A 21,434-nucleotide genomic window follows, 5' to 3' on the forward strand; every position below is an offset into this window, starting at 1 on the left:
CTTGCCGCCCCCAGAACGACACCAGCAAGTCCTCCTCTTCGCGCTCGAGGCCGCCCTCGGGCGCTTCGTCCGCTTCTACGCGGCGATCTTCATCGGCCTGGGCGGCTTCGTCCTCGCGCTCGCCTGGACGATGGGCCCGCAGCAGCTCGTCGAGGCCCATCGCTACTCGAAGCTCACCGCGAAAGCCGACGCGAAGATCGTCGAGCGCTGGGTGGCGCTCGAGTGGAAACCGAAGGATGCCGAGCGCGCTCCCGACTGGCGCAACGTCGCGAAGGCGACACCGTGCGTGGTCGTCGAATACGACGGCGCGTGGGGAAGCCAGCAGCGCGCCTTCTGCGGCACGCGCTTTCCGTTCAACCGCGAATACCGGTTGCACGAATTGTCCGAGCTCGCGCCGGGCGTGGCGTTCGCGTGGTCCCGCGACGCGCGCGGCCTGCTCGCCACCGAAGTGCGGATGGCCCCGGAGCTGCGCGCCTACCTCGCGCAGAAGCCGCCGATCCCGCCGGCCTTCCCCAGCATCTCCGGCGCGCGCACGGCCCTGGAATTGCTGCAGCTCGAGAACGCACAGCCCGTCGAGCGGACGATCCGCGGATGGTCCTCGCAGGACGTCGCCTTTCCGCTCGCCGTCGATCCGGACGATCCCGCGCAGTCGTGGCCGCAGCGCTTCATCGCCAACCGTCTTGCGGAGCCGCGTCCCTGGCTCGCCGCGATCGTGGCCGGCGCCTTCGGCCTCGCGATCTACACGCCCGGCATGCTGCTCCTGTTCAGCGGCCTGCCGCCGTTGACCCGCGTTCTCATGGCGGTGATCCCGCTTCTTGCCCTGCCATGGTGGGGCGAGCACCTGCCGCGCTCGATCGCGAAGCTGAACGAGGATTTCGGCGAGGTGATCGAGGACATGGTCGGCGACATCGACCGGCTGGGCCGGCTGACCGCGACCGATCCGGGCGAGGCGTTGATGGCGAGCGGCGAGCGCATCGTGTTCGATCCGGTCGTCGCGCCCTATGCACAGACCTTCGGGCGTCTCGCGCTGAAGGCGCCCGCCTCGCCGGCCGCGTCAACGGATGAAGCCTTCGGGGCACTGCACGCCGTCGTGGCAGCGCAAGCGCGGACCTGGAGTGCGTCGGATCGCCAGGCGCTTTTCGCGAACCTCACCGCCGAGAAGCAGCGCTCGCTCTACGACGCGGGCCTCGCGTTCGTGCCGCTGGCCGCCGAAGCCGTCGCAGCACCCGGCGAGGACGAACCCACGCGGCTCGCCGCGCGCGCCTTCCTCTCCGAATGGGTAACGCAGCCGGTGCTGGAACCGCACCCGGGCGATGCGGCCTTCGCGACGCGCGTCGCGATCTACCGAGCCCTGCAGCGCTCGCCGGTACCCGTCATCGCGAATCCCGCGGGATGGATCGCGGACCGGGCCACCGAGGCGTCGAAGAAGCGCTAGCTACTTCTTGGCGCTGGCGCCGCGGCATTCCACCGGCAGCCACGCCACCTGGATGTCGGTCTCGTTGGCGCCCTTCAGCTCCATGTTCGGCGGCACCGGCACGTCGGCGCAGATCCAGGAGATCGGCACCGCCGGATAGCCCGGCACGACCGCGGGCCGCAGCGTGACCTTCTTGCCCTTGATGGAATCGCCGGCGTTGTTGCCGTAGGTGAGCGTCACGGCGCCGTCCTTCACCGTCACCGCCGTGTTGAAGGCGCCGATGATCTTGTCCGCCGGCGGCACGCCGGCATCCGCGTTGTTGGCGGGCATCTTGCTGGTCGAGGCATAGACCGCCTCGACGCCGCGCTTGGCCACGTCCGCGAGCGGCAGCCCTTCCTTCACTTGCTTCCGCATCGCCGATTCCTTGAGGCCGGGAATCGTCATCGCGATCAGGATGCCGATCACGAGGATCACCAGCATCAGCTCGATGAAGCTGAAACCCCGGGCGCGCATCAGAATCGCGCCGATCCGGGCGTGCGCGGGAAGGCGATCACGTCGCGCACGTTGGACAGGCCCGTCACGTACGCGACCGTGCGCTCGAAGCCGAGGCCGAAGCCCGCGTGCGGCACGGTGCCGTAGCGGCGGAGGTCGCGGTACCAGCCATATGCGGCCGGATCGAGGCCGGACTCGACGATGCGCCGGTCGAGCACCTCCAGCCGCTCCTCGCGCTGGCTGCCGCCGATGATCTCGCCGATGCCGGGCGCCAGCACGTCCATCGCGGCCACCGTCTTCCCGTCGTCGTTCATGCGCATGTAGAACGCCTTGATCTCTTTCGGGTAGTTCATGAGGATCACCGGCCCGCCGACGTGCTTCTCGGCCAGGTAGCGCTCGTGCTCGCTCTGCAGGTCCGTGCCCCACTGTACCGGGTACTCGAACTTCTGTTTGGAGGCCTCGAGGATCCTGATCGCCTCCGTGTAGTCCATCCGCACGAAGGGTTTGTCGACGATGCCCTGGAGCTTCGCGATCACGCCCTTCTCGATGCGCTCCTCGAAGAAGGCCATGTCGTCGGCGCGCTCGTCGAGCGTGGCCTTGAGGATGTACTTCAGGAGCTGCTCGGCGAGCGTCGCGTCCTGCGCAAGATCGGCGAAGGCGATCTCCGGCTCGATCATCCAGAACTCGGCCAGGTGGCGGCTGGTGTTGGAGTTCTCCGCGCGGAACGTCGGCCCGAACGTGTAGACCTTGGAGAGCGCCATGCAATAGGTCTCGACGTTCAGCTGGCCGGAAACCGTGAGGTAGGACTCCTTGCCGAAGAAGTCCTTCGAGAAGTCGACCTTGCCGTCGGGGGTGCGCGGCAGGTTCGCGAGGTCGAGGGTCGAAACCCGGAAGAGCTCGCCCGCGCCCTCCGCATCCGAGGCGGTGATGATGGGCGTATGGATCCACAGGAAGCCGTTCTCGTGGAAGAAGCGGTGGATCGCCTGGGCCAGCGTGTTGCGCACGCGCGTCATCGCGCCGATCACGTTGGTGCGCGGCCGCAGGTGGGCCACCTCGCGCAGGAACTCCATCGTGTGCGGCTTCGGCTGGATCGGGTACGTGTCCGGGTCGTCCACCCAACCTATGACCTTGAGTTCCGTGGCCTGCATCTCGAAGGGCTGGCCCTTCGCCGGCGACGGGACGATGGTGCCGGTGGCCTCGACGGCGCAACCGGCCGTTAACCGCTGCACCTCGGAGGCGTAGTTGGCCAGGGCCGCGGGCGCAACTACCTGCACAGGGTGGAACGAAGATCCGTCGGAGACGTGGACGAAGGAGAGCCCCGCCTTCGAATCGCGCCGCGTGCGGACCCAGCCGCGAACGGTGACAGGGGTATCGGCGGGCGCGCGGCCCGAAAGGATCTCGCTGCAGGAATACGAAGTCATTGCCATCCAGGTTCTTCGATCGAAAACGAATTTTATCCGAACCGGCTTTTCAGCTAAGCTCAGCACGGCCCCGGAGAGGCACCGGGGTGCAGGGCGCTGACAAGAACCGTCAAACGGAGAGCAGCGTGGCACAGCAGGACGGCAGCATCCCCCGGGCGCTCACGCCCTCGGTGTCCGCCCCGCCCCGGGGCCGGCGCCTGGTCCTCATCGTCTGGCTTTTCGTGGCGATCACGGTGGCCGTGCTGGGCCTGGCCATACAGAGCATGGAGCTGCTCGCCGCCGGCCGCTCGTACATCGCCGGCGAGAGCATCTGGTCGAAGAGCCAGAAGGAAGCCGTGATCCACCTCGCGCGCTACGTGCGCGACCGCGATGCCGCCGACCTCGCCGCCTACGAGAAAGCCATCGCCGTGCCGCTGGGCGACCGCGATGCGCGCCTCGGCCTCGAAAGCGCCACGCCGGATCTCGCGCGCGTTCGCGACGGGTTCCTCCGCGGCCGCAACCACCCCGACGACATCGCCGGGATGATCCGCCTCTTCCAGTGGTTCCACGACGCGGGCCCGATGGCCGAGGTGATCCGCCTCTGGAGCGAGGCCGACAAGGCGATCGTGGAGCTCACGGTGATCGCCGCACGCGTTCGCGAGTCGGTCGCGGCGGGCGGCCCCGACGACGGCGAGGTGCAGCGCTACCTTCGCGAGATCCGCCAGATCAACGACCGGCTGGTGCCGATCACCGACAGCTTCTCCGCCACGCTGGGCGACGCGCAGCGCACCGCCCAGCGGGCCATCATCACCCTCATGCTCGCCGTGTCGGCGCTCTTCCTGGTCGCGGGCGTGGGCATCTCGCGGCGGCTGCTGCGCCAGAGGGACGTCATGGAGGGGTCGCTGCGCGAGAGCGAGGCGCAGCTTCGCCAGCTCGTGGAGAGCGCCCCGCTGCCGCTGCTCATCGTGCGCCGGCGCGACGAGGCGATCGTCTACGCCAACTCGCGCGCCCACCAACAGTTCGGCGTGACCGCCGCGCAGGCGCGCACGTCGAAGGCGAGCGAGTTCTATGCGGACACGACGATGCGAGACGCGATGATCGCCGCCATCGACCGCGACGGCGCCATCCGCGACTTCGAGGTGGAGATGCGCGACCGCCACGGCCAGCGCTTCTGGGCCGTCATCTCCTCGCAGCGCATCCGCTACCAGGGCGACAGCTGCCTGCTCACGGCGCTGCACAACATCGACGACCGCAAGCGCCTGCAGGACGACATGCGCTTCCGCGCCTTCCACGATGCGCTCACGGGGCTGCCGAACCGCGCGAGTTTCCTGGATGCCCTCGACCGGGCACTCAAGGTCGCCAAGCGCAACGAGGAGCGCTTCTCGGTGCTCTTCATCGACCTGGACCGGTTCAAGGTGATCAACGACACGCTGGGCCACTTCGCCGGAGATCGCCTGCTCCAGCTCGTGGCCGAGCGGCTGCGCGAAGGCGTGCGCGAATCCGACCTCGTGGCGCGGCTGGGCGGCGACGAGTTCGTGATCCTCGCCACCGGCCACGGCGGCCCCGAGGACATGAGCCGCCTCGCCGAGAAGATGCTGCATCACCTCGAGAATCCCTTCTCCATCGACGGACGCGAGGTGGGCCTCACCGCCAGCATCGGCATCGCGAGCTACCCCGACGACGGTGACGACCTCGACGAGCTGGTGAAGAACGCCGACATCGCGATGTACCAGGCGAAGGAAGAGGGCCGCAACGCGTTCAGCTTCTATGCGCCGTCGATCAACAAGCTCACGCTGCAGCGCTTCGACTTCGAGGCGCGGCTGCGCGGCGCCCTCGAGCGCGACGAGTTCATGGTCCAGTACCAGCCCGTGGTGGACCTCGCGACCGGGCGGCTTCGCAACGTCGAGGCCCTGGTGCGCTGGAGGGATCCGAAGAGCGGCCTGGTGATGCCCGCCGAATTCATCCCCATCGCCGAGGAGACCGGCTCCATCCTCGCCATCGGCCGCTGGGTGCTGGAACGCGCGTGCCGCGATTTGAAAGAGTGGCAGTCCGCGGGGCTGCTCGACATGCGCGTGGCGGTGAACGTCTCGGCGCGGCAGGTGCTCCACCATCACCTCGTGAACGAGGTCTACGAGGCGCTCCAGAACTCGGGAATCCTTCCGGACCAGCTGGAGCTCGAGATCACCGAGACGATGATGGTCCACGATCCCGCCGGCGCCGAGCGGGCGCTGCGCTCGTTGAAGGCGCTGGGTGTGCGCCTCGCGGTGGACGATTTCGGCACCGGCTACTCGTCGCTCTCCCTCGTGCGCCGCTTCCCGCTCGACACGGTGAAGATCGACCGTTCGTTCGTCTCCGGCTGCCCGTCCGACCCCGAGTCGATGGCGATCGTGCAGGCCGTGGCCACGCTGGGGCGGATGCTCGGGCTCGCGGTGATCGCCGAGGGCGTCGAGACTTCGCCGCAGCGGCTCGCCGTCGCCGCCGCCGGCTGCCCCTTCGCGCAGGGCTACCTCTTCAGCCGCCCGGTCGACGCCCACCGCATCCCGCACATCGCGCGCGCCGCGCTCGGAACGACGGTGCAATAGGCGGGTCCTACCCGCACTGCCCCGGAGGTCCCCCATGCGCACCCTGCTCGCCTGCACGCTGCTCGCCGCCACCGCGGCCGTTGCCGCGCCCCGCGTCATTCCCATCGACATCGACCAGGAGCTGGGCGGCCTCGACATCGAGGTGAAGTCGTCCTCCGGCGCGGTGACCGTCGTGACGCTCCAGAACAAGTCGGCGCAGAAAGCCGACTGCCGGGCGGAGTTCGAAGGCGGCCTCGCGACCCCGGTGCGCCGCGCGGCGATGGTCCAGCCCGGCAAGACGGCAACCCTCAGCTACACCATGAAGGACGACATCGCGCGCCTGCACGTGACGCTGCGCTGCAAACCGGCGTAGCCGCCGACACGCGTATCGGACGATTCCGATGCGCTGGGCACTTCCCGCAGCGCAAAGTGGCATGAGGAGGTGCGCCATGCGGACGTTCCGTTTCACCCTGCTCGTCACTGCCACGATCGCGTCCCTGGGCGCGTTCGCGACACCCGACAACTATTCGATCGACCTGAAGACCGAGACCAGCGGCCTGGATGTCGTCGCGACAGCGACGCCCGGACCCTTGGCGCAGGTGGATGTGAGCAACCGCTCGGGGCAGCGCGTGCGCTGCTTCGTGGACTTCGAGGGCGGAAAGCTCACGCCCTGGCGGAAGGAAGCGTGGCTGGCCCCCGGCACGGTCGCTCGCGTGAATCGGCGGGTGAATGATCCCGATATCGAGAAGATGTCGGTGCAGGTTTCGTGCGGGACGCTCTCTCCCGACGAGGCGATTCCGCCTGTCCGCTAGCGCGGGTTACGGCAAAAGGCGTCCTCCGCAGATAAACACAGATAAACGCAGATGAAAAACCTTGAGGGGATTGGCCCTGCAAGTTTTTGACTTTATCTGCGTTTATCCGTGTTTATCTGCGGAGGACGCCTTTCGCCTTAACTAGTCGCCAGGCTGAGCCGCAGGCGCGGTGATCGGAGTCGCGACGGGCCGGGTAATCGGCCCCTTCCCGGAGAAGCGATCCAGCGCCAGGTAGATCACCGGCGTGATGTAGAGCGTGATCACCTGCGAGAACAGCAACCCGCCCACCACCGCGAGGCCGAGAGGCTGGCGCAGCTCCGCGCCGGCACCGAGGCCCAGCGCGATCGGCACCGCGCCCATCAGCGCCGCGAACGTCGTCATCATGATCGGCCGGAAGCGCAGGATGCACGCCTCGTGGATCGCCTCGCGCGGGCTCATGCCCTGCTCGCGCTGCGCGGAGAGCGCGAAGTCGATCATCATGATCGCGTTCTTCTTCACGATGCCGATCAGCATGAGGATCCCGATCACCGCGATGATCGAGAGGTCCATGCCGAAGATCCACAGCGTGACCAGCGCGCCCACGGCCGCGGCGGGCAGGCCCGCGAGGATGGTGAGCGGGTGGATGTAGCTCTCGTAGAGCACGCCCAGCAGCACGTAGATCACGAGCAGCGCGCCCACGAGCAGCCAGACCTGCGAAGACTGCGAGGCCTGGAAAGCGGCCGCGTCGCCGCCGTAGTTGGTGAGGATGCTGGCGGGAATCTGGACCTGGTCCTTGTACTTCGCGATCTTCGCCGAAGCATCGCCCAGCGAGGCGCCGGGCGCCAGGTTGAACGACACCGTGATGGCCTGGAGCTGCCCCTGGTGGTTGATCGCGATGGGTCCCACCTTGCGTTCCACCGTGGCGATGCTCGAGAGCGGCACCAGCGTCCCGCCCTTGCCGCGCAGGAAGATCTTCGTGAAGGCGCTCTCGTCGCGGCGGTCGGGGTCGGTGGCCTGCAGGATCACCTGGTACGAATCCGTCTGCGTGTAGATCGTGGAGACCTGCCGCTCGCCGAACGTCGAGTAGAGCGCGGTGCGAATGTCCTGGATCTGCACGCCGAGCGCGTTGGCCTTGTCGCGGTCGATGTTGAGCTGTGCCTGCAGGCCTTTCAGCTGGGCATCGCTCGTCACGTCGCGGAAGCTGTTGTCCTGGCGCATGACGGCCATCAGCTTGTCCGCGTATTCCTGCAGGCCACCGTCGCCGACGCTCTTCAGCGTGTACTGGAAACGCGCCTTGCTGATGCGCCCGCCGATGCGCAGGTTCTGCAGCGGGTTGAAATAGACGTTGACGCCCGGAATGGTGCGCACCTCGCGCCGCAACTGCTCCAGCACGACGTCCATCTTCGGGCGGTCGCCCAGCGGTTTCAAATTGATGAAGATGCGGCCCTGGTTGGAGTCGCTGGCGTTCACGATCACCGTGTCGACCGCCGGGTTCTCCTTCAGCTTGGCACCCACGCGCTGCAGCAGGTCCGTCATCGCGGTGAACGAGATGTCCTCGACCGCCTCCGCGGTGGTGATGATCTGGCCGATGTCTTCGTTGGGGAAGAAGCCCTTGGGAATGGTGATGAAGAGTGCCACCGTCGCCAGCAGCGTCGCCGCGGCCACGGCCAGCACGACGCGCGCGTGGTCGAGCCCCCAATCGAGAGTCGCGGCGTAGCGCCCCTGGACCCAGCGGAAGCCGTTCTCGAACCACTGCGTGTAGCGCAGGACCGGATCGTCCTCCTTCTCGTGCTTGAGAAGGCGGGAGGCCAGCATCGGCACGAGGGTCAGCGACACGCCGGCCGAGACGAGGATCGCGAGCGACACCACCACGGCGAACTCGTGGAAGAGCCCGCCGATCACGCCCGGCATGAAGAAGATCGGGATGAACACCGCGACCAGCGACACGGAGATCGAGAGGATGGTGAAGCCCATCTCCTTCGAGCCCTGCACCGCGGCGGCGAAGGGCTCCATGCCCTCCTCCACGTGGCGCACGATGTTCTCCAGCATCACGATGGCGTCGTCCACGACCAGGCCCACCGCGAGCGTGATCGCGAGGAGCGAGATGTTGTCCAGGCTGTAGCCCAGCCACTTGATGAGGAAGAGCGTGCCGATGAGCGAGATCGGCAGCGACAGCGCCGGAATCAGCGTGGCGATGGGCCTGCGCAGGAAGAGATAGATCACCAGCACCACGAGGAACGCGGTGATGCCGAGCGTCACCTTCACGTCGTGGATCGACTCGCGGATGGAGACCGAGCGGTCGTTGCGGATCTCGGCCTTGATCGAGCCGGGCATCTGCGCGATGAGGCTCGGCATCACGGCCTTGATCGCGTCCACGGTGGCGACCGTGTTCGCGTCAGGCTGCCGGCGCACCGCCATCGTGATGGCGCGCTCGCCGTTGGCCCAGCTCGCGGTCTTCACGGACTCGACGCTGTCTTCCACGTCGGCGACGTCCTGGAGGCGCACCTGGCCGCCGCCGGCCAGCGTGGCGACGATGAGGTTCGAGTATTCCGCGGCGCGCGTCATCTGGCGGTTGGCCTGGATGGTGAGCGTCTGGCGAACGCCGTCCAGCGTGCCGACCGGCGTGTTGGCGTTGGCCGCCTTCACCGCGGCGGCGATGTCGTCCACGGTCAGGTTGCGCGCGGCGAGCGCGTCGGGGCGCACCCGCACGCGGATCGCGAAGCGCTTCTGCCCGTTGATGTCGACCTGCGCGATGCCCGGGATGGTCGAGAGCGTGGGCGAAATGAGGTTGTCCGCGTAGCTGTTCAGCTCGGAGAGCGCCATCGAAGGCGAGGTGAGCGTGAGGAAGATGATCGGCGAATCCGCCGGGTTCACCTTGCGGTACGCGGGGGGCGCGGTCATCTCGATCGGGAGCTGGCGCTGGGCGCGCAGCAGTGCCGCCTGCACGTCGACCGCGGCCTTGTCGATGTCGCGGTCGTTGTCGAACTCGAGCGTGATGGTGGTGTTGCCGAGCGTGGACGTGGACGAGATCACGTTCAGGCTGGAGATCGTCGCGAACTGCTTCTCGAGCGGTGTGGCGATCGAGGCCGCCATGTTCTCGGGGCTGGCCCCGGGCAGCACGGCCGTCACGTTGATCGTCGGCGTCTCGAACTGCGGAAGCGCCGCGATCGGGATGTCGTCGTACGCGATGGCGCCGGCCACCACGCACGAGGCCGACAGCAGCACCGTCATCACCGGACGGCGGATGAATGCTTCGGAGAAGTTCATGACTTGCCCTCCACGGCCTTGGGCTTCGCCTCGCCCTCCGCCTTCTTGGCCTCGCCGTCCTTCTTGCCCTCGCCCTTCTTCTCGCTCCCGCCGCCCTTGGTGGTGCGCTCGGCCTCGACCACCGTGCTGCCGGGACGCAGATTCTGCGCGCCCTCGACCACGACGCGTGCACCCGGCTCGACGCCGGTCACGACCGCGACACCGCGCTCGAGGTACGCAAGCGTCACGACCTTCGAGCTGACTTTCTTGTCCTCGCCCACGACGTACACGAAGCGATTCTCGGGCCCCGTCTGCACGGCCTGCGCGGGAACGACGGAGGCCTTCTCCATCGTGCGCGGCGACAGCGTGGCGATGACGTACATGCCCGGCCAGAGGCGCGCGTTGGTGTTGGGAAACTCGGCCTTCACGCGAATGGTGCCGGTCGTGGTGTCCACGGCGTTGTCCACGAAGATGATCTTGCCGGCGATCGACTCGTTGTTGTCGAGCGTCGCGGTGACCGTCACCGGTCCAGCGGCGACGGCACGCTGCAAGCCCGAGAGCTCTTTCTCCGGCAGCGTGAACGAGACCGTGATCGGATCGATCTGCGTCACGGTGACGAGCGGCGGCGTGGTCGTGGAGTTTCCGCCGCCGGGCTGCACGAGGCTGCCGGCGCGGACGCCGATCGTGCCGGTGCGCCCCGCGAACGGCGCGCGGATCTCCATGTAGGCGCGGGCGACCTTCGCCGATTCGATGGCGGCGAGATCCACGGCGAGCTGGCCGCTCAGCGTGTCCACCAGGTTCTGCGACGTGTCGAGCCCGGCCTGCGAGAGGAACTTCTGGTTGAAGAGCTCGCGGTTGCGCTCGTGGTTGCGCTTGGCGTTGGCGAGATCGGCGCGGTCCTTCTCGACCTGCGCTTCGGCTTTCTTGAGGTTCGCTTCCTCGGCGCGGGAGTCGAGCGAGAAGAGCAGGTCGCCCGACTTCACGAACTGGCCCTCCTTGATGTGCACCTCGCGCACCGTGCTCGTCACCTGCGAGCGGAGGTCCACGGATTGCACCGCGACCACGGAGCCGTTGGCGGTGAGCTTCACGGGCACGTCGCGGCTTTGCACGGTCGTGGTGACGACCGAGACGGCGCCGCCGCCCTTCTTGGCGGCACTGTCGTCCGTCTTGGCGCGCGACCACCACCAGAAGCCCGACGCGGCGACGATCAGGACGATGACGGCGACGACGAGCCAGGTGCGGCGCCGCGGAGGATGGGAAATGTCGTGTGCGCTCATGGGTCTTTTATGGTTGTGGATGATACTCGCGGCGTGCCTTCGCCCGGCCGAATGCCAGGGCGACGACGAGCACTCCGGCCCCGCCCACCGCGATGGTGGGGCCTGTTCCGAACCGCTCGACCGCGAGGCCCGCCGCGAATGCGCCCGCGGCCTGCCCCAGGAAGAAGAACGAAGCGAAGGATGACACCGCCGCGCCGCGCCGCTCGGGCGCCATTTGCGTGGCGTTGGTCTGGAGGGTGTTGTGCAGCATGTAAAAGCCGAACCCGAGCAGCGCGCTCGCCGGCGCCGCCCATTGCCATCCGCCGCCCGCGGCGATGGCAAGCAGGCCTACCGCGGCGAGGAGGCCGCCGCGCCAGATCAGGCCCTGCTCTCCGTAGCGCGCCACGAACCCCGCGGTGAACGCCGCGAAGCCGATGCCGCCCGCGCCGAAGAGCATCACGACGGCGCCCGCCGTGGAGAGCGACACGCCATAGGTGCGGTGCAGGTGCGAGGCGATGAACGCGAAAGCGCCATAGACGAACAGGCCCTCGAGGAAGACGGTGACGAGCACTTGCCTCGCCCAGGCCCGCGACACCACGTTGTGGAATTCGCGGAAGACATGCGCCACGGCATTGCCCGGCACGGCGATCGTCGTGCGCGCGGCGGCGGGCAGGCCGGCGACCACGGCGAAGAGCGCCGCGGCCACGAGCGCGAAGAAAGCACCGAGCACGTAGAACGGCGTGCTCCAGTGCGCATGGTCGGCCGCGAAGCCGCCGAAGAGCTGGCCCATCGCGACGCCGAGGATCTGCCCGATGAGGAAGCGCGCGATGACGGGCTGGCGCTGCTCGTAGGGGACGACATCGCCGATCCACGCCATGGCGAGCGGGATGACCGCGGCGCAGGTGATGCCGGCCAGCAGCCGCGCGGCGAGCAGCATCTCGAAGCTCGATGCGAAAGCGCACAGCAATGCCGTGACCGCGCTCGCCACGCAGGCGAACGCGATGACGCGGACCTTCCCGAAGCGATCCCCGAGAGGGCCGAAGAAGAGTTGCGACAAGCCATAGGCGACGGCGAAGAACGTGACGACATCCGCGCTGCGACCGAGCGTCACGTCGAACTGCGTCGCGAGGCGCGGCAGCAACGGGTCGGTGACCCGCAACGAAAGGCCGCTACCGAAGGCGGCTGCCGAGAGCGCGACGATGGCCGCGCCGGGCGCACCTGCCTTCGAAGTTTCCATCACCGGTCATTCTACCGACCGGGTCTGTCCCTTCGAGTGATGCGCCGCACAGGAAGTGCCTATTTCGGCCTCCGCCTTACAACTCGTTGCAAATTCAGAGGTCGTTTTGCCCTCGCGAGGAGGGCGGGGCTACAACGGTGAGGAGGGCGAGGGGGTCGGTCGGTCTTTTGTCCTTCGGCCCCCGGATCTGGCGGATCGTGGACTAGTCGTGTGCGTCCGACGCGTCGATGTCACTTGCGACGATTGCAGATCGAAGATTTGAGGCCGCGTCATCTGGCCCCACTCCGACGCGAACGGTTCATTCCGCCAGTCCTCTCGCCGAAGGAAAAAAGCCCGACGCGACCCCCTGCCCTCCGCGACCGGCGACGAAGCACCGACCGAATTCGAATGCGAAGGTCCGACCGACATCAGGCTCAGGTGTCCGAACTTCGATCACGACCCTCGCATCGCAACGGGTCGCGGGGGACAGGGGGTCGCGTAGGACTTTTTTCTCGATGGAGGACCGGGGGAATGGACCGTTCGCATCGGAGTGAAGCCTCATGCCGCGGTCCTGGATGCTCCGCCTGCAACCAGTGCAAGTGACGTCAACGTGAAGTGCGTCCCGAAGTCCACGATCCCCCGAGTCCGGAATCGACGAAAAAAGGCCTACCGACCCCCTCGTCCCCCTCGCCTGTTGAATCTACTCGACGGAAGCGATCACCATCGCGGTCGCCGCCGTGACCTTCTTCGCATACCCGAGGTGGATGAACTCATTGGGCCCGTGCGCATTGGACTTGGGCCCCAGCACGCCGGTGACGAGCATCTGCGCCTTCGGAAACTTGATGCCGAGCATGCCCATGAAGGGGATGGTGCCGCCCTCGCCCATGTACGCCGCGGGCTTGCTCCAGAGCGCTTGCGATGCGCGATCGAGCGCGGCCGAGAGCCACGGCGCGGTGGCGGGCGCGTTCCATCCGGTGGCGGCGGAATCGGCTTCGAAGCTCACTTTCGCGGAATACGGCGCGTCGCTTTCCAGCACGCGCTTCAGTTCCGCGCCCGCCTGCGGCCCGTCCACCAGCGGCGGGATGCGCAGCGAAAGCTTGAACGACGTGTACGGGCGCTGCACGTTGCCCGCGGATTCGAGGGCGGGAAGGCCGTCGGCACCGGTCACCGCGAGCGCGGCACGCCACGTGCGGTTCAGCACCAGCTCGACCGGATCCTTCGTTACGGGCTGCGCGAAGAGGCGTGCCGTGCCCTGGTCGTCGCAGCACGACGTCCAGGGGAAGCGCTGCCACAGCGTGTCGCCGAGGATCTGCGCCGCTTGCTTCGCCTGCTCGAGCCGCTCGGCGGGGATGTCGCAATTGAACGCCGCGGGCTTCACGACACCGGTGCGCGAGTCGTCGATGCGGTCGAGCAGCGAGCGTGCGATGCGGAACGACGACGGCACCACGCCACCCGCGTCGCCGGAGTGCACGCCCTCTTCGAGAATGCGCACCTCGAGCGTGCCGTTGACGAGGCCGCGAAGCGACGTCGTGGCCCAGAGCTGGTCGTAGTTGCCGGCGCCCGAATCGAGCGCGACCACGAGCTGCACATCGTGCATGCGGGGCGCGAGCGCTTCGAGGTAGGCGGGAAGGTCGTAGCTGCCGCTCTCTTCGCACGTCTCGATCAGGCCCACGCAATGCGGGCGCGAGACGCCCTGCGCATCGAGCGCCGCGATGGCCGAGAGCGCGGCGAAGACCGCATAGCCGTCATCGGCGCCGCCGCGGCCGTAGAGCTTGCCATCCTCGATCACCGGGATCCAAGGGCCGAGGCCCGGACGCCAGCCCGTCATCTCGGGCTGCTTGTCGAGGTGGCCGTAGAGCAACACAGTGCGGCTCGCATCGCGTCCGCCGGTTGCGGGGATGTCGAAGAAGAGGACCGGGGTGCGGCCTTCGATGCGGACGATCTCGAGGGTCAGGCCGGCCACGCCCTGCTTCTCCACCCAGCGCTTCGCCTGCTGGATCGCGGCCTCGATGTGGCCGTGCTTCACCCAATCCGGGTCGAAATGCGGACTCTTGGCCGGCAGCTTCACGTACTCGACGAGCTGGGGGGTGATGTCGTCGTCCCACTGCTTCGAGATGCGGGACTCGAGGGCGGCGACGTCGATGGCGGGGGCGATGGGTTGGCGGGCGGTCATGGTCTTTCCTTGCTTTCGATTCGTCTATTTTACGCTTCGCTTTTGTGCTCGGAACCCCTTGAACCACGGAGGCACGGAGACACGGAGGGCCACGGAGCAATACATGAATGGACGTGACGGGATTGGGCCTCGGTGAGTCATGACCGTCCGCCAACTGACATGCCATCCGATTTTCTCCGTGGCCCTCCGTGTCTCCGTGCCTCCGTGGTTCAAGGGGTCCCTAAGGAGCGCAGCGTCGGCCATCAGGCCGACCCGGTATCCTTGCCGCCATGGTTTTGGATTTCCTCTCGGAGCATTACCTCAAGCTGATCCTCGCCGCCTATTTCATCTGGGTGGTGGGCGCGGTGTGGACGCTCCTGCTGCAGCGACGCCCGGCGGCGGCTACGCTGTCGTGGATCTTCGCGTTCGTGGCGCTGCCGTTCATCTCCGGCATCTACTACATGGTGTTCGGCCCGAGGCGGCTGCACCGGCGGCGCCTGCGCTACAGCCTCGCGCGGCGCTCGATCGCGGGGCAGATCCAGGAGTACATCCGCGGCTCGGCCTGCAAGACGAAGCCGCGGTTGAGTCCCGAGGCCGATGCGCTCGCGAAAGTGGTCTCACGCCTGGGCCAGGGCGATCCGACGTTTGCGAATTCGGTGAAGCTGCTCGACACGGGCGATACGTACATCTCGTCGCTCGAGCGCGCGATGACGGCCGCGCAGCACCACGTGCACTGCGAGTACTACATCTGGGAGCCGGACAGCGTCGGCACGCGGATTCGCGACCTGCTCACGACGACGGCCCTGCGCGGCGTGGAGGTGCGGATCGTGGTCGATGCGGTCGGCTCGCGCGCGGCCAACGACCACTTCTGGAAACCGCTCGTCGATGCGGGCGGCGAGGTGCATCACTTCAATCCGCTGCGCCTCTCCGCGGGCGGCCTCAACTTCGCCAACTTCCGCACGCACCGGAAGATCGTCGTGATCGACGGCTCCGTGGGCTTCATGGGCGGCAAGAACCTGCACGATCCGGTGAGCGCCACGACGTCGGGCAAGGGAGCGTGGCGCGACATGCACACGCGCATCGACGGCGAGCCGGTGCGCAGGCTGCAGCGCCTCTTCATCGAGAACTGGACGTATTCGGGCGGCAAGTTCGTGCTGGACCTCGACAACGTGAAGCGCTACATGCCGGAAGCGCGCGAATGTCCCGGCAAGGCGGTCCAGATCCTCGCTTCCGGCCCCGATGACGATCGCTACTCGATCCACGCGTTCATCCTCGCGTCGATCTCCACGGCGCGGCATCGCGTGTGGATCACGACGCCCTACTTCATTCCCGACGAGCCGCTGGAGTTCGCGCTCAAGATCGCGGTGCTGCGCGGCGTGGACGTGCAGATCATCGTGCCGCACGAGGGCGACTCGAAGCTGGTGACGGCGGCGTCCCGCACCTACTGCGACGCGATGGGCGAGGCCGGCGTGCATGTCTTCGAGTTCGGGCCGCCGATGCTGCACGCGAAGACGATGATCGTCGACGACACGCTCGGCATGGTCGGCACCGCGAACATGGACAACCGCAGCTTCCGACTCAACTTCGAGGTGGCGGCGGCCTTCTACGACAAGGACGTGATCGACCAGCTCGCGCAGACGTTCGCGGAGGACCGCGCGGTCGCACGGCACCACAAGCGCCGGCGGGGCGCGAAGCTCTCCGCGCTGCTGGAGTCGGTGGCGCGGCTCACGTCGCCCGTCCTGTGAGGGTTCGTCTCGCGCGCGCCTTCGCGCTGCTGCTCGCGTTCGCACTCGCTGCCTGCGGCGGCAGCTACCCGAAGATGGCGCGCCTGGATCCCGGTGCCACCGTGCTCGCTTTCGGCGACAGCCTCACCTTCGGCACCGGAGCCAGTGCCGCGCAGTCCTATCCCGCCGTGCTCGGAGGCCTCATCGGCCGCAAGGTCGTGCGCTCGGGCGTGCCGGGCGAGACGAGCGCCGAGGGCCTGGCGCGCCTGCCGGGCGTGCTCGATGAAGAGACGCCGGCGCTTCTCATCCTATGCCACGGTGGAAACGACTTCCTGCGTCGGATGAGCGAGGAGGAGGCGGCCGCCAACCTGCGCGCCATGATCAAGCTCGCGCGCGACCGCAAGATCGCCGTGGTCCTCGTCGCCACCCCGAAGCCCGGATTCGGGGTCTCGATGCCGCTCTTCTACAAGGACATCGGCAAGGAGTTCGGCATTCCCGTGGAGATCGACATCCTCGCGGCCGTACTCACCGACAACAAGTTGAAGTCCGACCTCGTGCACCCCAACGCCGACGGCTACCGCCACATCGCCGAGTCGGTCGCGAAGATGCTGAAGAAAGCCGGCGCCGTCTGAAGATGAATGGGGTCAGACTCCAATTAGGTTGAGGTCTTCAACCTAATTGGAGTCTGACCCCATTCATTGCTATTTCGTGGACTGCGCGGCGGCCTTGATGATCGACGCCACGGCCTGGGGCTTCGACACGTAGATCGCGTGGCTCCCTGCGACCTCGACGACGGTCGAGCCGGCGCGCTTCGACATCGCCTGCTGCGCCGGTGGCGGGATCATGCGGTCGGTGGTCGCGACGAGATACCAGCTCGGCTTCGTCTTCCACGCCGGCTCGGTGACGGCGCCGTTCAGCGCGTTCACGCCCCACGGCACCTGCGAGTTCGCCATGAAGTCGGCCTTGTCCTTCTTGACGTCCGCGGCGAACGCTTCGTGGAACTTCGCCTTGTCGAGTCCGAGGAATCCTTCGCCCGCGGGCTGGATCGGCGGGGGGGTCGTGCCGGGCACGGGATCCTTGATGATCGATCCGACCGACTCGCCCTTGTCCGGCGCGAAGGCCGCGATGTAGACGAGCGCCGCGACCTTCGGATCGTTGCCCGCTTCCGTGATCACAACGCCGCCATAGGAGTGGCCGACGAGGATCACCGGCTGCTGCTTCGTCGCGATGATGCGCTTCGTTGCTGCGACGTCATCGGCAAGCGACGTGGTGGGATTCTGGACGATGCTCACGTCATAGCCGTCCTTCTTCAGGATCTTGTACACGTCCTCCCAGCCGGAGCCGTCCACGAATCCACCGTGGACGAGGACGATCGAAGCCAGTGCGGTTGCAAGGTGGACCATGATGGACTTCCTTTCGCTTTGTGAACGCTCCCCATGAGCGATCGATGTGCAGCGACTCCATCGTGGCGCGTGCACGGCCGGCGCTACAGCCTGAAACGCGGTGACGCAGGGTCCCCAGATCGGGGGGATCAGAGCTCGAGGATGCCGCGGCGAAGGGCGATCGTGACGGCGTGGGTCCGGTCGTTGGCGTTCAGCTTCTCGGCGATGCTCTTCATGTGCCCCTTCACGGTCTCCTCGCTGATGCCGAGCTCGGCGGCGACGCGCTTGTTCGAGTTGCCTTGCGCGACGCTGCGCAGCACCTGGATCTCGCGCTCGGAAAGTGCATCCTCGCCGAGGTGGCTCGCGAGGGCCTCGGCGATCTCGGGAGGGATGCGCCGCCCTCCGGCATGCACCGTTCGAATCGTCTCCATGAGGTCCGTGCTGAGCTGGTCCTTCAGGAGGTAGCCCACCGCCCCTGCGCGCAGCGCCCGCAAGGCGCTCACGTCGCCCTTGTACGTCGTCAGCACGACGATGCGCGAGGCCGGAAAGCGCGACCGGATCGCGGCGATCGCATCGATGCCGTTCATCTGCGGCATCTGCAGGTCCATGAAGGTGATGTCGGGGAGGTACTTCTCGAACGCTTCGATGGCCTCGAGCCCGTTGGTCGCCTGGGCGACGACCTCGACACCGGGCTCGTCCTCGAGCACGGCGGCCACGCCCTCGCGCAGCAGCGGGTGGTCGTCCACGATCAGCAGGCGAATCGGCTTCGCGGGCGTCGTCGTCATGGCGAGTCGTAGGCCACGGTACCGGGAATGTCGAGCTCGACCTCCGTCCCCGAGCCCGTGCCGCTGCGGATGAGGAGCCTCGCGCCGAGCTTCTGCGCTCGCTCGCGCATGCCCGTGATGCCCCAATGGCCGGGCACCCCGTTCTCGAGCACATCGCCGGCGACGCCCATGCCGTCGTCGCGAATGCGCAGGCGCAACTGCGCGGGATCGAAGATCACCTCGATCTCGATCCGGTTCGCGGCGGCATGTCGATAGGCATTGGCCAGCGCCTCGCGGCCGATCCGGTACGCCTCCTCGAGCACGAGCGGATGCAGGCGGCGCCGGTCGCCCTGCACCGTGAGCGCGAACGCCGCCGGATGGGCATGCGCGAGGTCGTCGGCGGCATCCTTCAGCGCCGCGGCGAGGTCGCCCTGGAAGACGACGGAGTCGCGCAGGTCGCGGACGCGGTTGCGCCCTTCGGCGAGGACGCCGCTCGCGCGCTCGAGGGCCTTTTCCATCTGCGCCCGGGCAGGCTCTCCCGGCGGAATGCGCCGCATCGCCGCCGTAAACGTGAGCACCAATCCCTGGAACCCCTGCAGCAAAGTGTCGTGCAGGTCGCGCGCGATGCGTTCGCGCTCGAGCTGGCGGTCCTGCAGGCGCGCCTGGATCCGCGCGCTCACGCGGTCCATGCGCAGGCGATAGGCGAGCGCCAACGCGCCGATCGCGGCCAGCGCGCACAGCATGAAGAACCACCTCGTCTGGTACCAGGCCGGTGCGATCGTGAACTCGAAGCTCGCGCCGGCCGGATTCCACACGCCATCCTCGTTCGCTGCCGTCACCTGGAATCGATAGTGGCCGGGACCAAGGTTGGTGTAGAACGCCTGGCGGCGTGCGCCGGCTTCCTGCCAGTCCGTGTCGACCCCCTCGAGCCTGTGCCGGAAGCGCATGCGTCGTGGCACGGTCATGGAGGTCGCGGTGTAGTCGATCTCGACGCTCGTGATCAGCTCGGGAAGGCCGACGTTCCCGGCCGGGACATGGTGGGCGCCCCCGGCGAGGAGGGCCTTCACGACGACCGTGGGCGCGACCCGGTTCGCGCCGGCCGTCCGCGGATCGTGCATGAACACGCCGCGGCTGGTCGCGAACCACAGTCGGCCGTCGGTCGTTGCCACGAGCGCGGGCAGCGGACCGATGGCCGGGGGAGCGCCGGCAAAGCCATCGTCGTAATCGTAGCGGCGAGCGCTCATCGCACGGCCCGGTTGCCCGAGCGCCGCCAGGACCTGATCCGCCGGGACTCGAATCACGCCGGTCGAGGCGAACAGCCAGAGATCGCCGCCGTCGGTCTCCAGCAGTCCCGCGATGCCGCGCAGCACGTCGCGCTCCTCGATCGACACGGCCCGGAAGCGATCGGACTCAAGGATCGCGACGCCCCGCTCGCCTGCCACCCAGAGGTGGGTTCCTTTCTCCTGGATCGCGAACACCGTGCCGACGTCGAGACCTTCCTTCGCGCCGTACGTGCGGACCTTCCCGCCGTCCCAAAGGGCAACGCCGCCTTCGGCGTAGCCGAGCCACACACGGCCCTTCGAATCGGCCGTCATGACGACCGCCACCCGCTTGCCGGCTTCGGGCAACTCCGCCGGCTTCGACCACGCGCCTTGCGAGAGCCGGTAGATGCCCGCGCGCCGCACCGAAACCCAGAGGGAGCGGCCGGCATCCATCGTGATCGATTGCACGGTGGCGTTCAGCGGAATGTCGGCGGGCAGGTCCACGCGATCGAGCCGGCCCGCCTGGTGGCGCCACAGCTCCGCGACGCGCGGAGTCTCCTTCTGCGATCCGAACCAGACGATGCCATCCGGGTCGCGATAGGCGCAGATCCCGCGGATCGGCCCGAACGCGCTCACCGTTCCATCCGCCGCCAGGTGCCAGCTCTCGCCCTTGAATCCCGTGAACAGGAGGCCGCCGTTCGAGTCGGGCGCCAGCGCCGCGCCGCTCAACTGCAGGGCTCCCGCCGGCGACACGAAAGGCCCCCCGCGGAACCGGTCGATCCCGCCGGGCGTGGCGGCCCAGACATTGCCCTCGCGATCCTCCAGGAGGGGAGCGGCACCCACGTCCGAGAGGCCTTCGGCCTTCGTGAAGTACTCGGCCGTGGCACCCGGACGTTCCGGATGCGCGATGCGCCCCACGCCGGCGTAGTCCTCGAACCACAAGCTTCCGTCGCGGTCCACGATCATCCGCCGCGCGTTGACGGTCGTCGTCGCCACGAGAACCGGCCGGTCACTCTCGTCGTATTGCGCGAGGCTCGCGATGGAGCGGATGCCCCGCCCGTCCGAGACGAACAGGGTTCCGTCACGCGCCCTCGCGATCGGCGCTCGCGTCGTCGACTTGCCGCCCGTGGGCTGGAACGCGGTGCCTCCCCTGGGCAGGATCATGAGCGTGCTGGGAGTGAACGCACCCAATGTCCCATCGCGATCGAGGAAGAGCGCGATGGCGCGCTGGCCGGCGAAGTTCCAGTCGGCGCCGATCGCCTGCCAGCGCGTGCCGTCGAAGCGGGCCAGGGCGTTGGCCGTCGCCACCCAGAGCTTGCCGTCGGCGTCGGCAAGGAACTGGTGCGGGCTGCCGCCGGGAAATCCATCCTTCGCGCCGAAATGCGTCGTGCGGCCATCGCGCAACACGGTGGCACCCCCGAAGACCCATCCGATGATCAATCCATTGCCGGGCAGCGCGAGGAGGGAGCGAATCGACCCGGAGGACAGCGTGTCGCCGCTCGCGGGTGCGTAGCGCTCGAACTGCAGGCCGTCGAAGCGAACCAGCCCGCTCCGGGTGCCGAGCCAGATGAATCCATCCTCCGTCTGGGCCATGGCCTCGACATCGGCAGGAGCCCCGTCGCGAGCCGTCCAGGGAACGTGATGCAGTTGCGCGAAGCTGCGGTCGCGGTCGATCGGCCAGCACGCCGTGGACGCGAGTGCAAACGCCGCCATCGCACAGCTCGCCGCCAGGCCGCGAACCCGCACTGTTCGCCTCCGGATGTTCTCCAAGGCT

Annotated in this window: 15 protein-coding genes; 6 read left to right on the top strand and 9 right to left on the bottom strand. The window is 67.8% G+C overall.

All coding sequences use genetic code 11. The features are described from left to right. Position 1 precedes the first annotated feature (1 nt). On the top strand, positions 2-1,435 hold the full coding sequence (locus tag DSM104443_RS15405) for a hypothetical protein (protein WP_171093752.1): 1,434 nt from the start codon (positions 2-4) through the stop codon (positions 1,433-1,435). Here the strand turns inward: DSM104443_RS15405 and DSM104443_RS15410 are convergent, their stop codons facing one another. After that, complete coding sequence (locus tag DSM104443_RS15410; RefSeq protein WP_171096569.1) at positions 1,436-1,927, bottom strand: pilin; 492 nt, start codon at positions 1,925-1,927, stop codon at positions 1,436-1,438. After that, a complete protein-coding gene (asnS, locus tag DSM104443_RS15415) occupies positions 1,927-3,327 on the bottom strand; it encodes an asparagine--tRNA ligase (RefSeq protein WP_212756725.1) in 1,401 nt (466 codons plus the stop codon). The genes DSM104443_RS15410 and asnS overlap by 1 nt, the downstream gene beginning before the upstream one ends. 125 nt (positions 3,328-3,452) lie before the next feature. Between asnS and DSM104443_RS15420 the strand changes: the two genes are divergently transcribed. The 3 genes from DSM104443_RS15420 (at position 3,453) to DSM104443_RS15430 (ending at position 6,679) form a co-directional block, all read left to right on the top strand. Then, on the top strand, positions 3,453-5,888 hold the full coding sequence (locus DSM104443_RS15420) for a putative bifunctional diguanylate cyclase/phosphodiesterase (protein WP_171093756.1): 2,436 nt from the start codon (positions 3,453-3,455) through the stop codon (positions 5,886-5,888). Between the two features lie 34 nt (positions 5,889-5,922). Further along, a complete protein-coding gene (locus DSM104443_RS15425; RefSeq protein WP_171093758.1) occupies positions 5,923-6,240 on the top strand; it encodes a hypothetical protein in 318 nt (105 codons plus the stop codon). A gap of 76 nt (positions 6,241-6,316) precedes the next feature. Next, the gene (locus DSM104443_RS15430; protein WP_171093760.1) at positions 6,317-6,679 is read left to right on the top strand and encodes a hypothetical protein; all 363 of its coding nucleotides are present in this window, start codon (positions 6,317-6,319) and stop codon (positions 6,677-6,679) included. A 141-nt stretch (positions 6,680-6,820) separates the two neighbouring features. On the opposite strand, the gene DSM104443_RS15435 is transcribed toward DSM104443_RS15430, so the two are convergent. The 4 genes from DSM104443_RS15435 to DSM104443_RS15450 all read right to left on the bottom strand — a co-directional run bounded on the left by DSM104443_RS15435 (position 6,821) and on the right by DSM104443_RS15450 (position 14,549). Next, complete coding sequence (locus DSM104443_RS15435; RefSeq protein ID WP_171093762.1) at positions 6,821-9,925, bottom strand: efflux RND transporter permease subunit; 3,105 nt, start codon at positions 9,923-9,925, stop codon at positions 6,821-6,823. Beyond that, complete coding sequence (locus DSM104443_RS15440) at positions 9,922-11,181, bottom strand: efflux RND transporter periplasmic adaptor subunit (RefSeq protein ID WP_171093765.1); 1,260 nt, start codon at positions 11,179-11,181, stop codon at positions 9,922-9,924. Before DSM104443_RS15440 ends, DSM104443_RS15435 begins: the two co-directional genes overlap by 4 nt. Before the next feature lie 7 nt (positions 11,182-11,188). Next, complete coding sequence (locus tag DSM104443_RS15445; protein ID WP_171093767.1) at positions 11,189-12,397, bottom strand: MFS transporter; 1,209 nt, start codon at positions 12,395-12,397, stop codon at positions 11,189-11,191. A 679-nt stretch (positions 12,398-13,076) separates the two neighbouring features. Continuing rightward, positions 13,077-14,549, bottom strand: coding sequence for a M20 family metallopeptidase (locus tag DSM104443_RS15450; protein ID WP_171093769.1), 1,473 nt, complete (start codon positions 14,547-14,549; stop codon positions 13,077-13,079). 269 nt (positions 14,550-14,818) lie between these two features. Here DSM104443_RS15450 and cls point away from each other — a divergent pair, with 269 nt between their 5' ends. Together cls and DSM104443_RS15460 are read left to right on the top strand one after the other, a co-directional pair. Next, a complete protein-coding gene (gene cls / locus DSM104443_RS15455) occupies positions 14,819-16,273 on the top strand; it encodes a cardiolipin synthase (protein WP_171093770.1) in 1,455 nt (484 codons plus the stop codon). Further along, complete coding sequence (locus tag DSM104443_RS15460) at positions 16,270-16,884, top strand: arylesterase (RefSeq protein WP_212756726.1); 615 nt, start codon at positions 16,270-16,272, stop codon at positions 16,882-16,884. Before cls ends, DSM104443_RS15460 begins: the two co-directional genes overlap by 4 nt. 69 nt (positions 16,885-16,953) lie before the next feature. Here DSM104443_RS15460 and DSM104443_RS15465 read toward each other — a convergent pair whose 3' ends face one another. The 3 genes from DSM104443_RS15465 to DSM104443_RS15475 all read right to left on the bottom strand — a co-directional run bounded on the left by DSM104443_RS15465 (position 16,954) and on the right by DSM104443_RS15475 (position 21,373). Next, a complete protein-coding gene (locus DSM104443_RS15465) occupies positions 16,954-17,655 on the bottom strand; it encodes an alpha/beta hydrolase (protein WP_171093773.1) in 702 nt (233 codons plus the stop codon). Between the two features lie 128 nt (positions 17,656-17,783). Further along, complete coding sequence (locus tag DSM104443_RS15470; protein ID WP_171093775.1) at positions 17,784-18,419, bottom strand: response regulator; 636 nt, start codon at positions 18,417-18,419, stop codon at positions 17,784-17,786. Further along, on the bottom strand, positions 18,416-21,373 hold the full coding sequence (locus DSM104443_RS15475; RefSeq protein WP_171093776.1) for a sensor histidine kinase: 2,958 nt from the start codon (positions 21,371-21,373) through the stop codon (positions 18,416-18,418). The genes DSM104443_RS15470 and DSM104443_RS15475 overlap by 4 nt, the downstream gene beginning before the upstream one ends. Between the last annotated feature and the right edge of the window lie 61 nt (positions 21,374-21,434).

The sequence above is a fragment of the Usitatibacter rugosus genome (assembly GCF_013003965.1).
GTDB lineage: Bacteria > Pseudomonadota > Gammaproteobacteria > Burkholderiales > Usitatibacteraceae > Usitatibacter > Usitatibacter rugosus.

Bases quoted from the DNA above. Each gene is read 5' to 3' on its own strand.
- DSM104443_RS15425 (WP_171093758.1), top strand. From the start codon at position 5,923: ATGCGCACCCTGCTCGCCTGCACGCTGCTCGCCGCCACCGCGGCCGTT.
- DSM104443_RS15410 (WP_171096569.1), bottom strand. From the start codon at position 1,927: ATGCGCGCCCGGGGTTTCAGCTTCATCGAGCTGATGCTGGTGATCCTC.
- DSM104443_RS15430 (WP_171093760.1), top strand. From the start codon at position 6,317: ATGCGGACGTTCCGTTTCACCCTGCTCGTCACTGCCACGATCGCGTCC.
- cls (WP_171093770.1), top strand. From the start codon at position 14,819: ATGGTTTTGGATTTCCTCTCGGAGCATTACCTCAAGCTGATCCTCGCC.
- DSM104443_RS15445 (WP_171093767.1), bottom strand. From the start codon at position 12,397: ATGGAAACTTCGAAGGCAGGTGCGCCCGGCGCGGCCATCGTCGCGCTC.
- asnS (WP_212756725.1), bottom strand. From the start codon at position 3,327: ATGACTTCGTATTCCTGCAGCGAGATCCTTTCGGGCCGCGCGCCCGCC.
- DSM104443_RS15435 (WP_171093762.1), bottom strand. From the start codon at position 9,925: ATGAACTTCTCCGAAGCATTCATCCGCCGTCCGGTGATGACGGTGCTG.
- DSM104443_RS15440 (WP_171093765.1), bottom strand. From the start codon at position 11,181: ATGAGCGCACACGACATTTCCCATCCTCCGCGGCGCCGCACCTGGCTC.
- DSM104443_RS15450 (WP_171093769.1), bottom strand. From the start codon at position 14,549: ATGACCGCCCGCCAACCCATCGCCCCCGCCATCGACGTCGCCGCCCTC.
- DSM104443_RS15470 (WP_171093775.1), bottom strand. From the start codon at position 18,419: ATGACGACGACGCCCGCGAAGCCGATTCGCCTGCTGATCGTGGACGAC.
- DSM104443_RS15475 (WP_171093776.1), bottom strand. From the start codon at position 21,373: ATGGCGGCGTTTGCACTCGCGTCCACGGCGTGCTGGCCGATCGACCGC.
- DSM104443_RS15465 (WP_171093773.1), bottom strand. From the start codon at position 17,655: ATGGTCCACCTTGCAACCGCACTGGCTTCGATCGTCCTCGTCCACGGT.